Consider the following 15587-nt stretch of genomic DNA (forward strand, 5'->3'; position numbering starts at 1 on the left):
AGGCATCACCCCCCGCCCCCCAACGGCACCGGGTGGGCCGACCGCGCCCCCACCCCCCCATCTGCGGTCGGTCCACCCGGTGCCAATTTTTGCGCCTGTCACGGGGACCCCAGGGAGGTCGAGATGGCCGACGAACAGCAGCCCTATGCCCGTCCACTGCAACGCGCGCTGTCCCGACCCGTCCGGGCCATGTCCCGGATGCTCAACAACAACGCGCCGCTGGCCAAGTCGACCATCCAGCCGGACGAGTCGAGCGCGATCGTGGACTGCGCGCTCTACATCGACGGGGTGCGCCAACCCGGCCCGCGCCACTACGCCGAGGCCCTGCACGCCGCCCGCCGGCGCAACGGTTTCGTGTGGATCGGGCTGAAGGAGCCCCGGGCGACGGAGATGTCGGCCATCGCGGAGACGTTCCAGCTGCACGAGCTGGCGGTCGAGGACGCGGTGCAGTCCCGGCAGCGGCCCAAGGTCGAGCGCTACGGCGAGATGACGTTCCTGACCATGCGCACGGCGCGGTACGTCGAGCACGACGAGCTGACCGACACCAGCGAGGTGGTCGAGACCGGCGACGTGCTGATGTTCATCGGCGAGCACTTCATCATCACCGTCCGCCACGGCGACGCGAGCCGGCTGGCCCCGGTCCGCTCCGGGCTGGAGCGCCGGCCCGAGGTGCTGGCGCGCGGCCCGTGGGCGGTGGCCTACGCGGTCGCCGACAGCGTGGTCGACGCGCTGCTCGACGTGGCCACCGGGATCGAGGAGGACGTCGCCGCGGTCGAGGACCAGGTCTTCGCGCCGCAGCGCGGCACGCGGCGCAGCGCCGACCGGATCCAGCGCATCTACCAGCTCAAGCGGGAGCTGATGGAGTTCAAGCGGGCCGTGCTGCCGCTGCAGCGGCCGATGGCGGGGCTGGTCAGCGGGCAGCTGGCCGAGGTTCCGGAGGAGATCCGGCGGTACTTCCGCGACATCGGCGACAACCTCGCGCGCGCGGTGGAGCAGGTGCTGTACCTCGACGACGTCATCAACTCGGTGCTCGCCGCGCGGCTGGCCCAGGTGAGCGTCGACCAGAACAACGACATGCGCAAGATCGCCGCGTGGGCCGCCATCGCCGCCCTCGTGACCTCGATCGCGGGGATCTACGGCATGAACTTCGAGTACATGCCGGAGACCAAATGGGTCTTCGGCTATCCCGGCGTGATGACGCTGATGGTGGGCGGCTCGGCCGCACTCTTCTGGGGTTTCCGCAAGAGCGGCTGGCTCTGACCCGGACATAGGTGGGCCGTCCCCCGTGGCCGGGGACGGCCCGCCTACGTCGATCCGCGCTAAGAGCGGCCGTTCTTCGACGCGGTGTGCGGCATCTGGCTCTTGTCGAACTCCCCGCCGCCCGGGCCGTCGTTCGTGCTCTTGTGGCCGATCAGGTCGGAGGCACGATCCTTGGCCGCCTCCCCCATCGTCCGGGCCTTGTCGATACTGGAGTCCATCGTGGACTTCGCCGCACCCAGCTTCGAGCCGGTGTCCGACGTGGTGTGGGTCGAGTCGTACTCGTCCCACGCCTGCTGGTCGCGGCGGCGGCGCAGCATCGAGCCGGCGATGCCGACCGCGGCCCCGGCCACCAGCAGCCCGCCGAGCGCCATGGGCAGGCGCCGCGACGAGCGTGACTCCTTGCGCATCGCCTTGGCCTTGGCCTTGCGTCCCATCTTCTCGGCCTTGTGGCCGCCCCGGCGCGTGCGCTCCTGGGCGATGATCATCACCGTGTCCATGCCGCCCTTGGCGCGGATCATCCCGTTCTCCACCCGGGGCTTCATTGCCCTGCGCGCGGCGTCGACCCGCGGCGCCAGCACGCCCGAGGCGCCATCGGCGGCGTGCGCCGCGGCCATCCGCAGGTGACCGAAGCTCTCTCCGAGCTCGTCCCGCATGAGCCGGCCGTGCGACTGCACCTGACGACGTCCAAACACTTGCTCCACCTCCCGAGGCGCGTAAACTCGTCCATCCCCCGATTACCCCGATCCGACCAGGGAGAACCTCAGGAGCAGGTCCGCTTCGGTCATCGTGCACTGATCCCGCGGCCCGTACACCCGGATCCGGCAGAATCCGCGTCCGATACCGTGATGACGGAATGTCACCAAGGAAAGGGAGAACTGGTGGCCGAGCAACTGTTCGCGACGCTGCACACCAACTTCGGGCCGATCCGGCTCGAGCTGTTCCCGAACCACGCGCCCAAGACGGTGCGCAACTTCGTGGAGCTCGCCGAGGGCACCAGGGACTACACCGACCCGCGCACCGGCGAGGCGGGCAAGGGCCCGTACTACGACGGCGTCATCTTCCACCGCGTGATCTCGGGCTTCATGATCCAGGGCGGCGACCCGACCGGCACCGGCACGGGCGGCCCGGGCTACAACTTCAACGACGAGATCCACCCGGAGCTGTCCTTCAACCGGCCGTACCTGCTGGCCATGGCCAACGCCGGCATCCGTTTCGGCCAGGGCACCAACGGGTCGCAGTTCTTCATCACGGTGGGCCCGACCCCGCACCTCAACGGCAAGCACACGATCTTCGGCGAGGTGGCCGACGCCGACTCGAGGCAGGTCGTCGACCAGATCGCCACCACCCGGACCGGCGCCATGGACCGGCCGGCCAAGGACGTCGTGATCGAGCGCGTCGACATCGAGCGGACCGCGTAACACCGCGCGCGTGGGGGCCGCGGCGCCTGGGTGAGTGCTGGCTAACCTTGTCAGCATGACTCAGCCGCCCGCGGTCCCCGTCTGTTACAGGCACCCCGACCGTGAGACGTATGTCCGGTGCACCCGCTGTAACCGACCGATCTGCCCGAGCTGCATGAACGAGGCGTCGGTCGGCTTCCAGTGCCCGGAGTGCGTCCGCGAGGGGTCCCGCACGCAGCGGCAGGCCCGGACCGCGTTCGGCGGCGGCCAATCCGGCACCCGGGGCACGGTGACGATCACGCTGATCGTCATCAACGTCATGGTCTTCCTCTTCTCGCTCGTCAGCGCCGGCCGGCACGCGGCCGAGAGCGTCGCCGGCGGCGGGCTGGGCGGCCTGCTCGGCGGCTCCAACCCGCTCACCGAGTGGGGCGCCCTGACGCCCTACCTGGCCACCCGCACCCACGTCCGGGTGGCCGGCAACACGTTCGCCGACGGCGACTGGTACCAGCTGTTCACGTCGATGTTCCTGCACTACGGCCTGCTGCACCTGGGCCTGAACATGTGGGCGCTGTGGGTGCTCGGCCGGCCCCTCGAGACCGCCCTGGGCCGGCTGCGGTTCCTCGCGCTCTACCTGCTGTCCGGGATCGGCGGGGGCATCGCGGTCCTGCTGCTCGGCGCGCCCAACGGCGCCACCGCCGGCGCGTCCGGGGCCGTCTTCGGGCTCTTCGCCGCGCTGATCGTGGTGCTGCGCCGGATGAAGGCCAGCATCGCCGGCATCCTGCCCGTGCTCGTCCTCAACCTGATCTTCTCGTTCAGCATCAGCGGCGTGTCCTGGCAGGGGCACATCGGCGGGCTGATCACCGGCGGGATCGTGGCCTTCGGCTTCGCCTACGCACCGCGCGAGCGGCGCAACGCCATACAGATCGCCACCGTCGTCGCCACGCTGGTGCTCTTCGGCATCGCGATCGTCGCCGGGCTGTCCTCGATCCCGGCGGTCGGCTACTCCGCCTGAGCCCGCCAGACCCGCCCCTGCAGGAGGGCGTCGGCGCCGACCCACACGAAGTTCATCATCCGGGTGGCGGTGTGCTCGGGGTCCTCCTCCTCGTGGTCGGCCAGCCAGTCGGCGAGCGACTCGGCCGCGCCGACGTAGGCGTAGGCCATCGCCAGGAAGTCGTCCGGGCGCGCCGGCATGGCCGCCTCGGCCTGCGCACAGGCGCCCTCGAGCAGGGCGGCGACGACCTCGACGATCCGGGCGCGCATGCCGGCGAGCTCCCCGGCGAAGTGCGGCTCGCTGCGGGCCTGCCGGTAGAGCACCCGCCAGCCGTCGCGGTGCGCGCCGACGAAGGCGAAGAACGCCCGCAGCCCGTTCCACAGCTGCTCGTCCGGGCGGGCGGTCGGGCGCACCCCGGCCGCCACCGCCTCCATCAGCCGGGTCGCCTCCCGCCGCAAGCAGGCCAGGAAGAGCTCCTCCTTCGTGCCGAGGTAGGCGTACACCATCGGCTTGGAGATCCCGGCCACCTCCGCGATCTCGTCCATCGAGGCCGCGTGGAAGCCGCGCCTGGAGAAGACCTGCACCGCGGCGTCGAGCATTTGCCGCTCGCGCACCACGCGCGGAAGCCGTTTCAGCATCTTGCCACCCTACCTACTCGTGCGTAAGGTTACGCACGAGTAGCTTAGAATCCAACGGAGGGCACAGCCATGTCCGACATCGACGCCCTGGGCGACTTCAACAACATCGACCCGAAGCAGTTCGCGGGGCTCGTGAAGAGCGCGCCGGACTCGCGGCTGGCCGAGATCATGAACAGCCCGCAGCGCAAGACGATCCTCGACACGATCTTCACCCGGTTCCCCGAGCTGTTCCGGCCGGACCGCGCCGGCGCGACCAACGCGGTCATCCACTGGAACATCAACGGCGCGCCGGACGGCGGCGTCGACTCGTACGAACTGGTCATCGCCAACGGCACCTGCGTGCTGTCGCCGAGCCCCGACCAGGACCCGAAGCTCTCGATCACCGTCGGCCCGGTCGACTTCCTCAAGGTCGTCTCCGGCGTCGGCAACCCCATGATGATGTTCATGACCGGCAAGCTCAAGGCCAAGGGCGACCTGGGCCTGGCCGCCAGCATCGCGAACCTCTTCGACATCCCCAAGGCCTGACCCATGCCCGAGTTCTCGCTCGACCTGAACGAGGAACAGCGGGACCTCCGCGACTGGGTGCACGGCTTCGCCGCCGAGGTCGTGCGCCCGGCCGCCGCGGAGTGGGACGACCGCGAGGAGACGCCCTGGCCGGTCATCCAGGAGGCGGCGAAGATCGGGCTGTACGGCTTCGAGTTCCTCGCCAACGCCTGGGCCGACCCGACCGGGCTCGCGCTGTGCCTCGCCAACGAGGAACTGTTCTGGGGCGACGCCGGCATCGGCATGGCCATCTTCGGCACCAGCCTGGCCGTCGCCGCCATCTACGGCAGCGGCACCCCCGACCAGATGGTCGAGTGGGTCCCGCAGTGCTTCGGCGACGCCGCCGACCCCAAGGTGGCCGCCTTCTGCACCACCGAGCCCGAGGCCGGCTCCGACGTGGCCTCGATGCGCACCCGGGCCCGCTACGACGAGGCCGCCGACGAGTGGGTGCTCAGCGGGCAGAAGGCCTACGCCACCAACGGCGGGATCGCCAATGTGCACGTCGTGACGGCCAGCATCGAGCCGGAGCTCGGCTCCCGCGGCCAGGCCGCGTTCATCGTGCCGCCCGGCACCCCCGGGCTCAACGGGGCCAAGAAGCTCAAGAAGCTGGGCCTGCGCGCCTCGCACACCGCCGACGTGTTCCTCGACGACGTGCGGGTGCCCGGCGCGTGCCTGCTCGGCGGCAAGGAGGCGCTCGACAAGCGGCTCGCCCGGGCCCGGGAGGGGCGCAAGGCCCAGGGTCAGGCGGCGATGCGAACGTTCGAGCTGTCCCGCCCGGCCGTCGGCGCGCAGGCGCTCGGCGTGGCGCGGGCGGCGTACGAGTACGCGCTGGAGTACGCCAAGGGCCGTGTGCAGTTCGGCCGGCCCATCATCGAGAACCAGGCGATCGCGTTCGCCCTGGCCGACATGCGCATGGAGATCGACGCCGCCCGCCTGCTGGTCTGGCGGGCCGCCTGGATGGGGCGCAACAACCGCCCGTTCGAGGCCGGCGAGGGCTCGATGAGCAAGCTCAAGGCCGGCGAGGTGGCCGTGGCGGTCACCGAGAAGGCGGTGCAGATCCTCGGCGGCGCGGGCTTCCTGCGCGAACACCCCGTCGAGCGATGGTTCCGCGACGCCAAGATCTACACGATTTTCGAGGGCACCAGCGAGATCCAGCGCCTGGTGATCTCCCGTGCGATCTCCGGCACCTATATCCGCTGAGGATTTTTTCGAGGCCGGCGCTGTTCCACAGGAAAACGGCGCCGGCCTTCGCGTTGCCAAGAGCCGAGAAGGAGTCCCCGCCATGGACGCCGTTTTCGTACTGCGCACCCTCGCCCGCCGCAAGGTCCTCAACCCCGCCGGCCCCGCCCGGGTCGTCCGCCAGCTCAACGCCCTGCGCCGGTGGGGCTTCGGCCTCTTCGGCGAGATGCGCTCGGCCGCCGCCCGCGACCCGGGCCGCATCGCCGTCATCGACGAGCGGCGCACCGTCACCTACGGCGACCTCGACCACCGGGTGCGCCGGCTGGCCAACGCGCTCAGGGCCGGCCACGGCGTCGTCCCCGGCGCCCGGGTCGGGCTGCTCTGCGAGAACTCCGCCGCGATGATCGAGTCGCTGCTGGCGGTCGTGGCCGTCGGCGCCCAGGCGGTGCTGATCAACACCGGCCTCGGCAACGCCCAGATCGAGACGGTCGCCCACGACCAGGGCCTGTCGCTGCTGCTGCACGACGAGGCCTTTCTGGGCATGCTGGCCGCCGTACCGCCGCACCTGCCCCGGCTGTCCACCGACCGGATCGAGGGGCTGATCCTGCGCGCCCCGTCGGCCGACCTCGAGCCGCCGGCCGAGCCGGGCACGATCGTGGTCCTCACCAGCGGCACGACGGGGGCGCCGAAGGGGGCCCGGCGGCGCAACCCGGCCGGCCTCGGGCCGCTCGCCTCGGTCGTGTCGCGCATCCCGCTCAACGCCGGCGAGCGCATGTTCGTCGCCGCGCCGCTGTTTCACACCTGGGGGCTGGCCGCGCTGCAGCTGTGCCTGGCGCTGCGCGGCACGATCGTCCTCACCCGCAGGTTCGCCCCGGCCACCACCCTCGGCGCCGTGCACGAGCACGGGTGCACGTCGCTGTTCGCGGTACCGGTGATGCTGCAACGCCTGCTGGAGGCGCCCGGCGCCGTCGCCGCGCCGACGCTGCGGGTGGTCGCGGTCTCGGGCTCCGCGCTGACCGGGCCGCTGGCCACGCGCTTCATGGACGTGTACGGCGACGTGCTCTACAACCTGTACGGCTCCACGGAGGCGTCGTGGGCCTCGATCGCCGTGCCGAAGGAGCTGCGCTCGGCCCAGGGCACGGCCGGCCGGCCCCCGCACGGCACCCGCGTGGCGATCCTCGGCGACGACGGGCGGGCGCTGCCGCCGGACACGGTCGGGCGGATCTTCGTCGGCAACGACATGCTCTTCGAGGGCTACACCAACGGCACCGGCCGGGAGTTCCACGGCGACCTCATCGCCACCGGCGACCTCGGCCACCTCGACCGCAACGGCCTGCTCTTCGTCGACGGCCGCGAGGACGACATGGTCATCTCCGGCGGTGAGAACGTCTACCCGGCCGCGGTCGAGGACGTCATCGCCGAGCTGCCCCAGGTGCGCGAGGTGGCGGTGGCCGGCGTGCCGGACGAGGAGTTCGGCCAGCGCCTGGCGGCCTGGATCGCCCTGCACCCCGGCGAGCGCGTCGACGCGGACGCGATCCGCGAGTACGTCCGCCACAGGCTGGCCAGATTCTCGGTCCCGAGGGATGTGTACTTCGTGGCGGCGCTTCCCCGCAACGCGACGGGAAAGGTCGTCCGGCGGCACCTTTCTGAAAGCGCCAGCCAGCGCGCTGGGACCGCCGCCCCGGTGGCGGTCCCAGCGCAGTCACGATCTGTCAGGGGTAGAGCGTCAGCTCCGGCGCCGCCGCGATGCGGACCAGCTGATCCGCGGTGTACGGCGGGTCGTACCCGGGATCCGGGCATCGCCCGATGACGACGATCTGGGTGCCGTCCTGCCGGTAGACGTTGATCTGGTAGCCGCGGGCGCCGTTCATGGACTGCCCGTGGACCTGCACGATCGCGCCGTCGATGACCTGCCGGCTGCAGCCCTTCTCGCCCTGGCGGCAGGGCAGCGCGGACGCGGCCACCCCCGGCCTGTCCGCGCCGGCCTGGATGATCACGGAGACGAAGGAGCGGCGGCCGTTCACGGGCTCGAACTCGACCCCGTAGTTGTAGGCGGTCACCATGTGCGGGTCGCGGATGAAGCGCGGCGGCGCGCTCTTGTCGACGCCCGCGTTGTGCCCCTTGAGGCCCGGCAGCTCGCGGGCGATCAGCGCGTCGACGGCGTTGGTGAGCCGCTCGATCGCCGCGCCGCAGTCCTCGGTCACCGGGTGCCACGGCTGCCCGCCGCCCAACACGACCGGGCCGGTCGCCACCGGGGTCGGGCAGGGCAGCGGCGCCCGTGACGTGGTCGTCACGCCCGAGCTCGCGGCGAGCACGGGCGGCGGGGCCTGGCTCTCGCCGAAGTACCGCGGCAGCGTCATGGCGCCGGCCGCCAGGACCGCCACCGCGGCGACGCCGCCGAGCAGTCGCAGGCCGCGGGCCCGGCGGTGTTCGCCGGCGATGAGCCGGTCGACGTCGATCGTGGTGGGCGGCGGGGCGGCGCTCGCCTCGTACAGCTCGTCTCTCAGGTCCACAGCGCGTCTCCCTCGCTGACGTGGGCCCGCAGCGACTCCAGCGCCCGGGCCGCCTGGCTCTTCACGGTCCCCTCGCTGCAGCCCAGCGCCTCGGCCGTCTCCTCGACGGAGAGGTCGCAGAAGTACCGCAGGACCAGCACGGCCCGGCGGCGCGGGGGCAGCGCGGCCAGCAGGGAGAGCACGGCGACGCGCCGAACCGGGTCGCCGTCCGGGACGGCGACCACCTCGGGAAGCGCGGCGGTGGCCGTCTCCCGCCGCCAGGGCCGGCGGCGCTCGTCGAGCCAGGCGCGCATCAGCATGCGGCGGACGTACGCGTCGAGGTTGTCGAAGCGCGCCGCCCGCCGCCAGTGCCGCAACAGCTTGACCAGCACCGTCGACGTGAGATCGTCGGCCGTGTGCCAGTCGCCGCACAACAGGAACGCGGTGCGGCGCAGGCGTTCGAGGTTGCCCGCGACGTACTCGCGATAGTGCTGCTCGGGCGTCATCCGTGCCCCTCCCTGTGACTACGTGGAGGAAACGGAGGCCGCGCCGGGCAGGGTTGCCTACGGGACCGAGATTTTTCCTTCGGCCGCCTTGAGGGCGATGTCGGTACGGTACTGAGCCCCGTCGAAGCCGACGCCGCGCACGATCGCGTAGGCGGCCTCGCGCGCCTCCACCAGCGTGTCGCCGAGCGCGGTGCAGGCGAGGACCCGCCCGCCCGCGGTGACCAGCGCGCCGTCCTCGCGCCGGGCGGTGCCGGCGTGCAGCACGCCCGGGACCCCGTCGGCGCCGGTGATCACGTCGCCCTTGCGGGCCGACTCCGGGTAACCGGCGCTGGCCATGACCACGCACACGGCCGCGCCGGAGCGCCAGGCCAGCGGCGGGTCCTCGGCCAGCCGGCCGACCGCGGCGGCGTGCAGCAGGCCGGCCAGCGGGGTGTCCAGCCGGGCCAGCACGGCCTCGGTCTCCGGGTCGCCGAAGCGGCAGTTGAACTCGATGACCTTCGGGCCCTCGGTGGTGAGGGCGAGGCCGACGAACAGCACGCCGCTGAACGGCGTGTCCCGCTTGCGCATCTCGGCCAGGGTCGGCTGGACCACGCTCGCCATGACCTGCTCGACCAGGTCCGGCGGGGCCCAGGGCAGCGGCGAGTAGGCGCCCATGCCGCCGGTGTTGGGGCCCTCGTCGTCGTCGCCGATGCGCTTGAAGTCCTGGGCCGGCTGGAGGGGTACCGCGGCCGTCCCGTCGGTCACCACGAACAGCGACACCTCGGGGCCGGCCAGGTACTCCTCGACCACGACCCGCCCGCAGGCCGCCCCGTGGGCCAGCGCCACGGCCACGTCGCCGGTGACCACCACGCCCTTGCCGGCGGCCAGCCCGTCGTCCTTGACCACGTAGGGCGGCCCGAACTCGTCCAGCGCCGCGGCCAGCTCGTCCGGCGTGGTGCACACGAACGCGCGCGCGGTCGGCACCCCGGCGGCCCGCATGACGTCCTTGGCGAACGCCTTCGAGCCCTCCAGCTGGGCCGCCGCCTGCGACGGGCCGAAGCAGGCGATGCCCTTCGCGCGCACCGCGTCGGCCACCCCGGCCACCAGCGGGGCCTCGGGCCCCACGACCACCAGGTCGGCGGACCACTCGACGGCCAGCGCCGCGACGGCGCCGGGGTCGAGCGGGTCGACCTGCGCGAGCTCGCCCAGCGCGGCCATGCCCGGGTTACCGGGCGCGCAGAGCAGGGCGGTCACGGCCGGGTCGGCGGCCAGGGCGGCGGCGATCGCGTGCTCGCGGGCGCCGGTTCCGATGAGAAGTACGCGCACCGCGCAAGCCTAGCGGCTGCCCCATCGCCGGGGTCACAGCGAGGCGGAGTCCGGATTTTCGCTGCGCAGCCACCCCGGGCGGGCCAGGAATCCGGCCCGCCCGGGGTGGTGCGGCAGCTGTTAGATCAGGGCGTGCCGGACCACGTTCTCGTCCCGGCCCGGGCCCACCCCCACGATGGACACGCGGGTGCCGGCGAGCTCCTCGATCCGCTCGATGTAGCGGCGGGCGTTGGCCGGCAGCTCCTCGAAGGTGCGGGCCTGGGAGATGTCCTCCCACCAGCCCGGCAGCTCCTCGTAGACCGGCGTGGCGTGGTGGAACTCGGTCTGCGTCATCGGCATGTCGTCGGTGCGCTTGCCGTCGACCTCGTAGGCCACGCAGATCGGCACCTTCTCCAGGCCGGAGAGCACGTCGAGCTTGGTCACCACCAGGTCGGTGATGCCGTTGAGGCGGGTGGCGTACTTGGCCACGACCGCGTCGTACCACCCGGTGCGCCGCTCGCGGCCGGTGGTCGTGCCGTACTCCCGGCCGACCTTGCGCAGGTGCACGCCGTTGTCGTCGAAGAGCTCAGTCGGGAACGGGCCGGAGCCCACGCGCGTGGTGTAGGCCTTGGTCACGCCGATGACCTGGGTGATCGCGGTCGGCGGGATGCCCGAGCCGACGCAGGCGCCGCCCACGGTCGGGTTGGAGGACGTCACGAAGGGATACGTCCCGTGGTCCATGTCGAGCATCGTGGCCTGGGCGCCCTCGAGCAGGACCGTGCGGCCCTCCTCCAGGCCCCGCCACAGCACCTGGCGGGTGTCGGTGATGTACGGCCGCATCCGCTCCGCGTAGGTGAGGTACTCCTCCACCACCGCGTCGACGTCGATCTCCTTGCGGTTGTACACCTTGAACAGCACCTGGTTGCGCTCGCGCAGCACGATCTCGAGCTTCTTGCGCAGGATGCCCGGGTCGAGCAGGTCCTGCACCCGGATGCCCATCCGGGAGACCTTGTCGCCGTAGGCCGGCCCGATGCCGCGGCCGGTGGTGCCGATGCGCGACGAGCCGAGGTAGCGCTCCACCACGCGGTCCAGGGCCCGGTGGTGCGGCATGATGAGATGTGCGTCACCCGAGATCATCAGGCGGGACACGTCGACGCCGCGCTCGGCCAGCCCGTCGATCTCGATCAGCAGCACCTTGGGGTCGATCACCACCCCGTTGCCGATCACGATTGCCGCGTTGGGCCACAACGCGCCCGACGGCATGAGGTGCAGGGCAAACTTCTGCCCGTCTGGCGTCACCACGGTGTGACCCGCGTTATTGCCGCCCGAGTAGCGCACGACGTAGTCGACGCTACCGCCAATCATGTCGGTAACCTTGCCCTTGCCCTCGTCGCCCCACTGTGCGCCGATGAGCACGATCGCTGGCATGTCTGCTCGCCCTCCAAGGTGGGCGACCCGCGTTCGCCCGGATGCCAGGCTAACAACCTTCGGAAAGGCAGGCTGACAACGGTGGTCGACATCGTGCTGCTGGCGCTCGGCGAAGAGTCGCAGTGCGGCTGCGACAACGGCGCTTGCGGCACCCGAACCCCCATTCTCGCCTGCCGCGACGCGTTGCGTGCGGCAGATGCCGAGGTGAGCACGGTCGTCGCGCACGACGACAAGGAGATCGACGCGGCCCTGCGGCCGATGCCGGAGGCGCGGCTGGTCGTCGCCTCGGCCGCCGACGGCCAGCTGCGGGCCGTGATGCGCCGGCTGGTGCGGATGTACGCCCCGGCGCCCAGCAAACGGCAGGAGGACCTCCCCGCCGACCGCACGATTCCCGACCTGCCGCCGATCGGCATCCTGCCGCTCGGCCCGGACGCGACCGACCTGGCCACCCGGCTCGGCCTGCCGCGCGACCCCGCCGAGGTGGCCGCCGCGGTCCTGGGCGGCAAGGTGCGCCGCCTCGACCTGCTGCGCAACGACGGCGGCTCGGTCACGCTCGACGGCGCCCTGCTGGGCGGGGTGGACGCGAGCGGGACGACCGGCACCTACCTGGCCCGCATCGAGGTCGACGACGCGGTGCTCGCCGACGGGACCGAGCCGGTGCTCGTGTCGGTGGTGGCCAACGCCGCCCGGTACGCCACCGTCGACGGCCTGCCGCTGGTCACCGCCCCGGCGATGGACGACGGCGTGATCGACGTGGCGGTGGCCGTGCCGGTCGCGTCCCGGGGCCTCTTCCGCCGCCCCCGGATGGAGATCCAGGTGCGCCGGGCCCACGGCCGCGCGGTGGCGATCTCCCCCCGCGCCGACGTCCCGTTCATCGACGACGGGGTCGAGGGCACCCTCAGCCGCAAGCGGTCGTGGTGGATGGAACGCGCCGCCTGGGCCGTGTACGTGCCATAGGGCCCGACGTTCGCACGTATGTCGGAGCGCGACCTCGTCGCATACCGTGGTAGCGCACCGCGGGGAGGGAAGCGAGACGTGAACGACATGGTCTGGCCGCCGGACGAGAACATCGACGGGCGGCGGGAGCGGCCGGGAGCGGGCGGCGAGCATGCCGGGTCGCCGTGGTCGCAGCCGCCCGGGAGCGTGGATCCGCTGGCCTGGCCGGTGCGCGAGGACCCCGTCGAGGACGGCCTGCAGCACGGGCGGCCGGTGCCGCACGGCCAGGGCGCGGGCGATGCCGCGGCGCCGGGGTCGAACGCGATCCCGATCTCCGGGGGCGGCGGCATTCCGGTCTCCGGTGGGATTCCGATCGGCGGGCCGTTCGGGGCGCCGCACGAGGTGCCCGGGCAGCGCGCGCCGGTCTCCGGTCCGCCTGGGCCGGTTTCCGGGCCGCCCAACCCGTTCGCCGCGGCGCCCGGGCCGATCTCCGGGCCGCCGAACCCGTTTGCCGGGCCCCCAACCGTTGTGTCCGGACCGCCCGGGCCTCCCGCTGATCCGGGACCCCTTCCCGGGCCGATCTTCGGGGCGCCACCCGCCGGGCCGTCACCTGCTCCCGGGCCGGTGCCCGGGCCGCCCGGACCCGGGCCGAACGCCGGGCCGATCTTCGGGGCGCCGCCGCCCCTCGCGCCCGGACCTCCCATGCCTCCCGGACCCGATGCCGGGCCGCCGCCGCCTTCTCCCGGGCCGATCTTCGGGTCGCCACCCGCCGAGGTGCCTGGACCTCCCGGGCCTGGGCAGACTGCCGGGCCGATCTTTGGGGCGCCACCCGCCGAGCCGTCGCCTGCTCCCGGGCCGGTGCCCGGGCCTCCTGGACCTGGGCCGAATGCCGGCCCACCGCCCGGGCCGATCTTCGGGGCGCCGCCGCCCCCCGTGGCCGGGCCTCCCATGCCTCCCGGACCCGATGCCGGGCCGCCGAACGCGACCATGTTCGGGCCGTCGCCTGCTCCCGGGCCGGTTTCCGGACCACCCGTGTCGGGGCCTGTTTCCGGGCCGCCCGGAGACGATGGGGCGCGGACCCCGGCGGTGCCGCCCGGGCAGCTTCCCCCGCAGGCACCGCCCGCCGCGCCGCTTCCGGGCGGTCCGGCCGGTGGGCCGCCGTTCGGGGCTCCTGGCGTACCGCCGCAGCAGCCCCCGGCCGGGATGCCGGGCCCGCCGCCCCCGCCACCGGGCCCGGTGCCCTACGGGCCGCCACAGGGCGGGCAGCCGCCGTTCGCGGGGCCACCGCCGGGATATCAGGGACCGCCACCCGGATATCAGCCGCCGCCCGGTCAGCCGCCGTTCCCGGGGCCGGCCGGTGCGAACGGGCCGGCGACCCTGGTGCCGCCGCTGCCGCCCATGCCGCAGGACAGCTGGCACGACGGCAGCACGCCGACGGCGGAGGAGTTCGCGCGGCGGCGGCAGGCCAAGCCGGTCGACCCGATCGCCTCGCGGGGCATGCGGGGCGCGCTGTCCAAGGGGACGATGGGGCTCGTCGCGCTGTCGCCGGGGCGGCGGGAGATGGAGTACCGCCAGGAAGTCGAGATGGTCCGGCGCAACTTCGGCGGCCTGCGCCAGGTGACCGTCGTCAACCCCAAGGGCGGCGCCGGCAAGACCGTGGCCGTGCTGCTGCTCGCGATGACCTTCGGGCAGAAGCGCGGCGGGTACGTGCTGGCCTGGGACAACAACGAGACCCAGGGCACCCTCGGCATGCGCGCCCAGCAGGACTTCCACACCCGGACCGTGCGCGACCTGCTCCACGACCTGCAGAACTTCCAGGGCGCCCAGGGGCGCATCGGGGACCTGTCGCAGTACGTGCGGGCGCAGGGCGAGGGCATGTTCGACGTGCTCGCCTCCGACGAGTCGGCCACGGCCGGCGAGATGCTGACCGCCGACGCGTTCGGCGAGATCCGCGACGTGGTGAGCCGCTTCTACAAGCTCATCGTGGTCGACACCGGCAACAACGTGCGGGCCGAGAACTGGCAGGCCGCGATCGACGCGACCGACCAGCTCGTGGTCACGATGTCGGCCCGCAACGACTCGGCCGAGACCGCCTCGCGGATGCTCGACCACCTGGAGCAGCACGGCCGGCAGCGGCTCGTGCGCCAGGCGGTGACGGTCGTGTCGATGCCGCCGAGCCGCCGCTACGTCGACGTCCCGGCGATCACCCGGCACTTCGCGGCCCGCACCCGGACCGTGCTGATCGTGCCCTACGAGCGGTTCATCGACTCGGGGGAGCCGATCCAGTACCCGGGCCTGTCCGCGGCCAGCCGCGACGCCTGGCTCAAGGTCGCGGCGGCCGTATCGGAAGGACTTTAGGCGAGAGCCGCCGTGGCGGACGGGTCGCTGTCGTTGAGGAAGGTGGCGCAGCGCTCGGCCTCCTCGGCCTCGCCGATCGCGCCGGCGGCCGTGCTGAGCGCGTGCAGCGCCCGCAGGAAGCCCTGGTTGGGCTCGTGCGCCCACGGGATCGGCCCGGCGCCGCGCCAGCCGTTGCGGCGCAGCTGGTCGAGGCCCCGGTGGTAGCCGGTGCGGGCGTAGGCGTACGCGGTCACCGGCTCGTCGGCGGCCAGCGCCAGCTCGGCGAGGCGGGCCCAGGCGGCGCTGGAGGCCGGATACGCCGCGGCGACGGCCTTGACCGCCTCCTCGGTGTCGGCCTTGGCCAGCTGGTCGGCGGCGGGCGGGTCGGCGGGCAGCAGCGTGGGCTCGGGCCCCGGTAGCAGGTTCTGCATGCGGCAATTACATCAGAGAAGACCTGACTGAACGGTTGAGCCCGCGTCCCGCGCGCGGATGGTGTGCGCTCCCACGGAGGCGTACTACAAATGAAAGTCCGGAGCCTCCCCAGGACCCGGTCAGCAATGGCTCGATCTCCGGATCGGGCCATTGCCCTTTGTGGC

General features: G+C 72.7%; 15 protein-coding genes. 8 read left to right on the forward strand and 7 right to left on the reverse strand.

All coding sequences use genetic code 11. From position 1 onward, the window contains the following. Positions 1–123: 123 nt before the first annotated feature. Positions 124–1260: a magnesium and cobalt transport protein CorA gene (locus tag AB0M46_RS28405; RefSeq protein WP_363340747.1), complete on the forward strand. Its 1137-nt coding sequence runs from the start codon at positions 124–126 to the stop codon at positions 1258–1260. A gap of 59 nt (positions 1261–1319) precedes the next feature. Here the strand turns inward: AB0M46_RS28405 and AB0M46_RS28410 are convergent, their stop codons facing one another. Then, entirely contained in the window at positions 1320–1952 is a 633-nt protein-coding gene (locus tag AB0M46_RS28410) for a hypothetical protein (protein ID WP_363340749.1), read from the reverse strand. A gap of 186 nt (positions 1953–2138) precedes the next feature. Here AB0M46_RS28410 and AB0M46_RS28415 point away from each other — a divergent pair, with 186 nt between their 5' ends. Further along, on the forward strand, positions 2139–2678 hold the full coding sequence (locus AB0M46_RS28415; protein ID WP_363340751.1) for a peptidylprolyl isomerase: 540 nt from the start codon (positions 2139–2141) through the stop codon (positions 2676–2678). Positions 2679–2733: 55 nt separating this feature from the next. After that, positions 2734–3669, forward strand: a complete 936-nt coding sequence (locus AB0M46_RS28420) for a rhomboid family intramembrane serine protease (RefSeq protein ID WP_363340753.1) — start codon at positions 2734–2736, stop codon at positions 3667–3669. Here AB0M46_RS28420 and AB0M46_RS28425 read toward each other — a convergent pair. Beyond that, complete coding sequence (locus tag AB0M46_RS28425) at positions 3657–4286, reverse strand: TetR/AcrR family transcriptional regulator (RefSeq protein ID WP_363340755.1); 630 nt, start codon at positions 4284–4286, stop codon at positions 3657–3659. The two genes, AB0M46_RS28420 and AB0M46_RS28425, sit on opposite strands and share 13 nt — an antisense overlap. A 69-nt stretch (positions 4287–4355) precedes the next feature. On the opposite strand from AB0M46_RS28425, the gene AB0M46_RS28430 reads away from it, so the two are divergent. From AB0M46_RS28430 to AB0M46_RS28440, 3 genes are all read left to right on the forward strand, one after another. Then, positions 4356–4811, forward strand: a complete 456-nt coding sequence (locus AB0M46_RS28430; protein WP_363340757.1) for an SCP2 sterol-binding domain-containing protein — start codon at positions 4356–4358, stop codon at positions 4809–4811. A gap of 3 nt (positions 4812–4814) precedes the next feature. Continuing rightward, positions 4815–6029 carry an acyl-CoA dehydrogenase family protein gene (locus AB0M46_RS28435; RefSeq protein WP_363340759.1) on the forward strand — a complete coding sequence of 405 codons (1215 nt, stop codon included), beginning with the start codon at positions 4815–4817 and terminating at the stop codon, positions 6027–6029. An 82-nt stretch (positions 6030–6111) separates the two neighbouring features. Further along, entirely contained in the window at positions 6112–7818 is a 1707-nt protein-coding gene (locus tag AB0M46_RS28440; protein ID WP_363340761.1) for an AMP-binding protein, read from the forward strand. Here the strand turns inward: AB0M46_RS28440 and AB0M46_RS28445 are convergent. The 4 genes from AB0M46_RS28445 to AB0M46_RS28460 all read right to left on the reverse strand — a co-directional run bounded on the left by AB0M46_RS28445 (position 7721) and on the right by AB0M46_RS28460 (position 11718). Further along, the gene (locus AB0M46_RS28445; RefSeq protein ID WP_363340763.1) at positions 7721–8521 is read right to left on the reverse strand and encodes a hypothetical protein; all 801 of its coding nucleotides are present in this window, start codon (positions 8519–8521) and stop codon (positions 7721–7723) included. The genes AB0M46_RS28440 and AB0M46_RS28445 overlap by 98 nt on opposite strands. Continuing rightward, positions 8512–9006, reverse strand: a complete 495-nt coding sequence (locus tag AB0M46_RS28450; RefSeq protein WP_363340765.1) for a SigE family RNA polymerase sigma factor — start codon at positions 9004–9006, stop codon at positions 8512–8514. Before AB0M46_RS28450 ends, AB0M46_RS28445 begins: the two co-directional genes overlap by 10 nt. 57 nt (positions 9007–9063) lie before the next feature. Beyond that, positions 9064–10311 (reverse strand): phosphoribosylamine--glycine ligase, encoded by a 1248-nt coding sequence (purD, locus tag AB0M46_RS28455; RefSeq protein WP_363340767.1) that lies wholly within the window; start codon positions 10309–10311, stop codon positions 9064–9066. A 120-nt stretch (positions 10312–10431) separates the two neighbouring features. Next, positions 10432–11718, reverse strand: a complete 1287-nt coding sequence (locus AB0M46_RS28460) for an adenylosuccinate synthase (protein ID WP_363340769.1) — start codon at positions 11716–11718, stop codon at positions 10432–10434. An 81-nt stretch (positions 11719–11799) separates the two neighbouring features. Between AB0M46_RS28460 and AB0M46_RS28465 the strand changes: the two genes are divergently transcribed. Continuing rightward, positions 11800–12675, forward strand: a complete 876-nt coding sequence (locus AB0M46_RS28465) for a diacylglycerol kinase family protein (RefSeq protein WP_363340771.1) — start codon at positions 11800–11802, stop codon at positions 12673–12675. A gap of 381 nt (positions 12676–13056) precedes the next feature. Beyond that, on the forward strand, positions 13057–15012 hold the full coding sequence (locus AB0M46_RS28470) for a chromosome partitioning protein (protein ID WP_363340805.1): 1956 nt from the start codon (positions 13057–13059) through the stop codon (positions 15010–15012). Here AB0M46_RS28470 and AB0M46_RS28475 read toward each other — a convergent pair. Continuing rightward, entirely contained in the window at positions 15009–15422 is a 414-nt protein-coding gene (locus AB0M46_RS28475; protein ID WP_363340773.1) for a DUF3151 domain-containing protein, read from the reverse strand. The genes AB0M46_RS28470 and AB0M46_RS28475 overlap by 4 nt on opposite strands. Between the last annotated feature and the right edge of the window lie 165 nt (positions 15423–15587).

Origin of the sequence: Dactylosporangium sp. NPDC051485 (genome assembly GCF_040682015.1) — a bacterium.
GTDB lineage: Bacteria > Actinomycetota > Actinomycetes > Mycobacteriales > Micromonosporaceae > Dactylosporangium.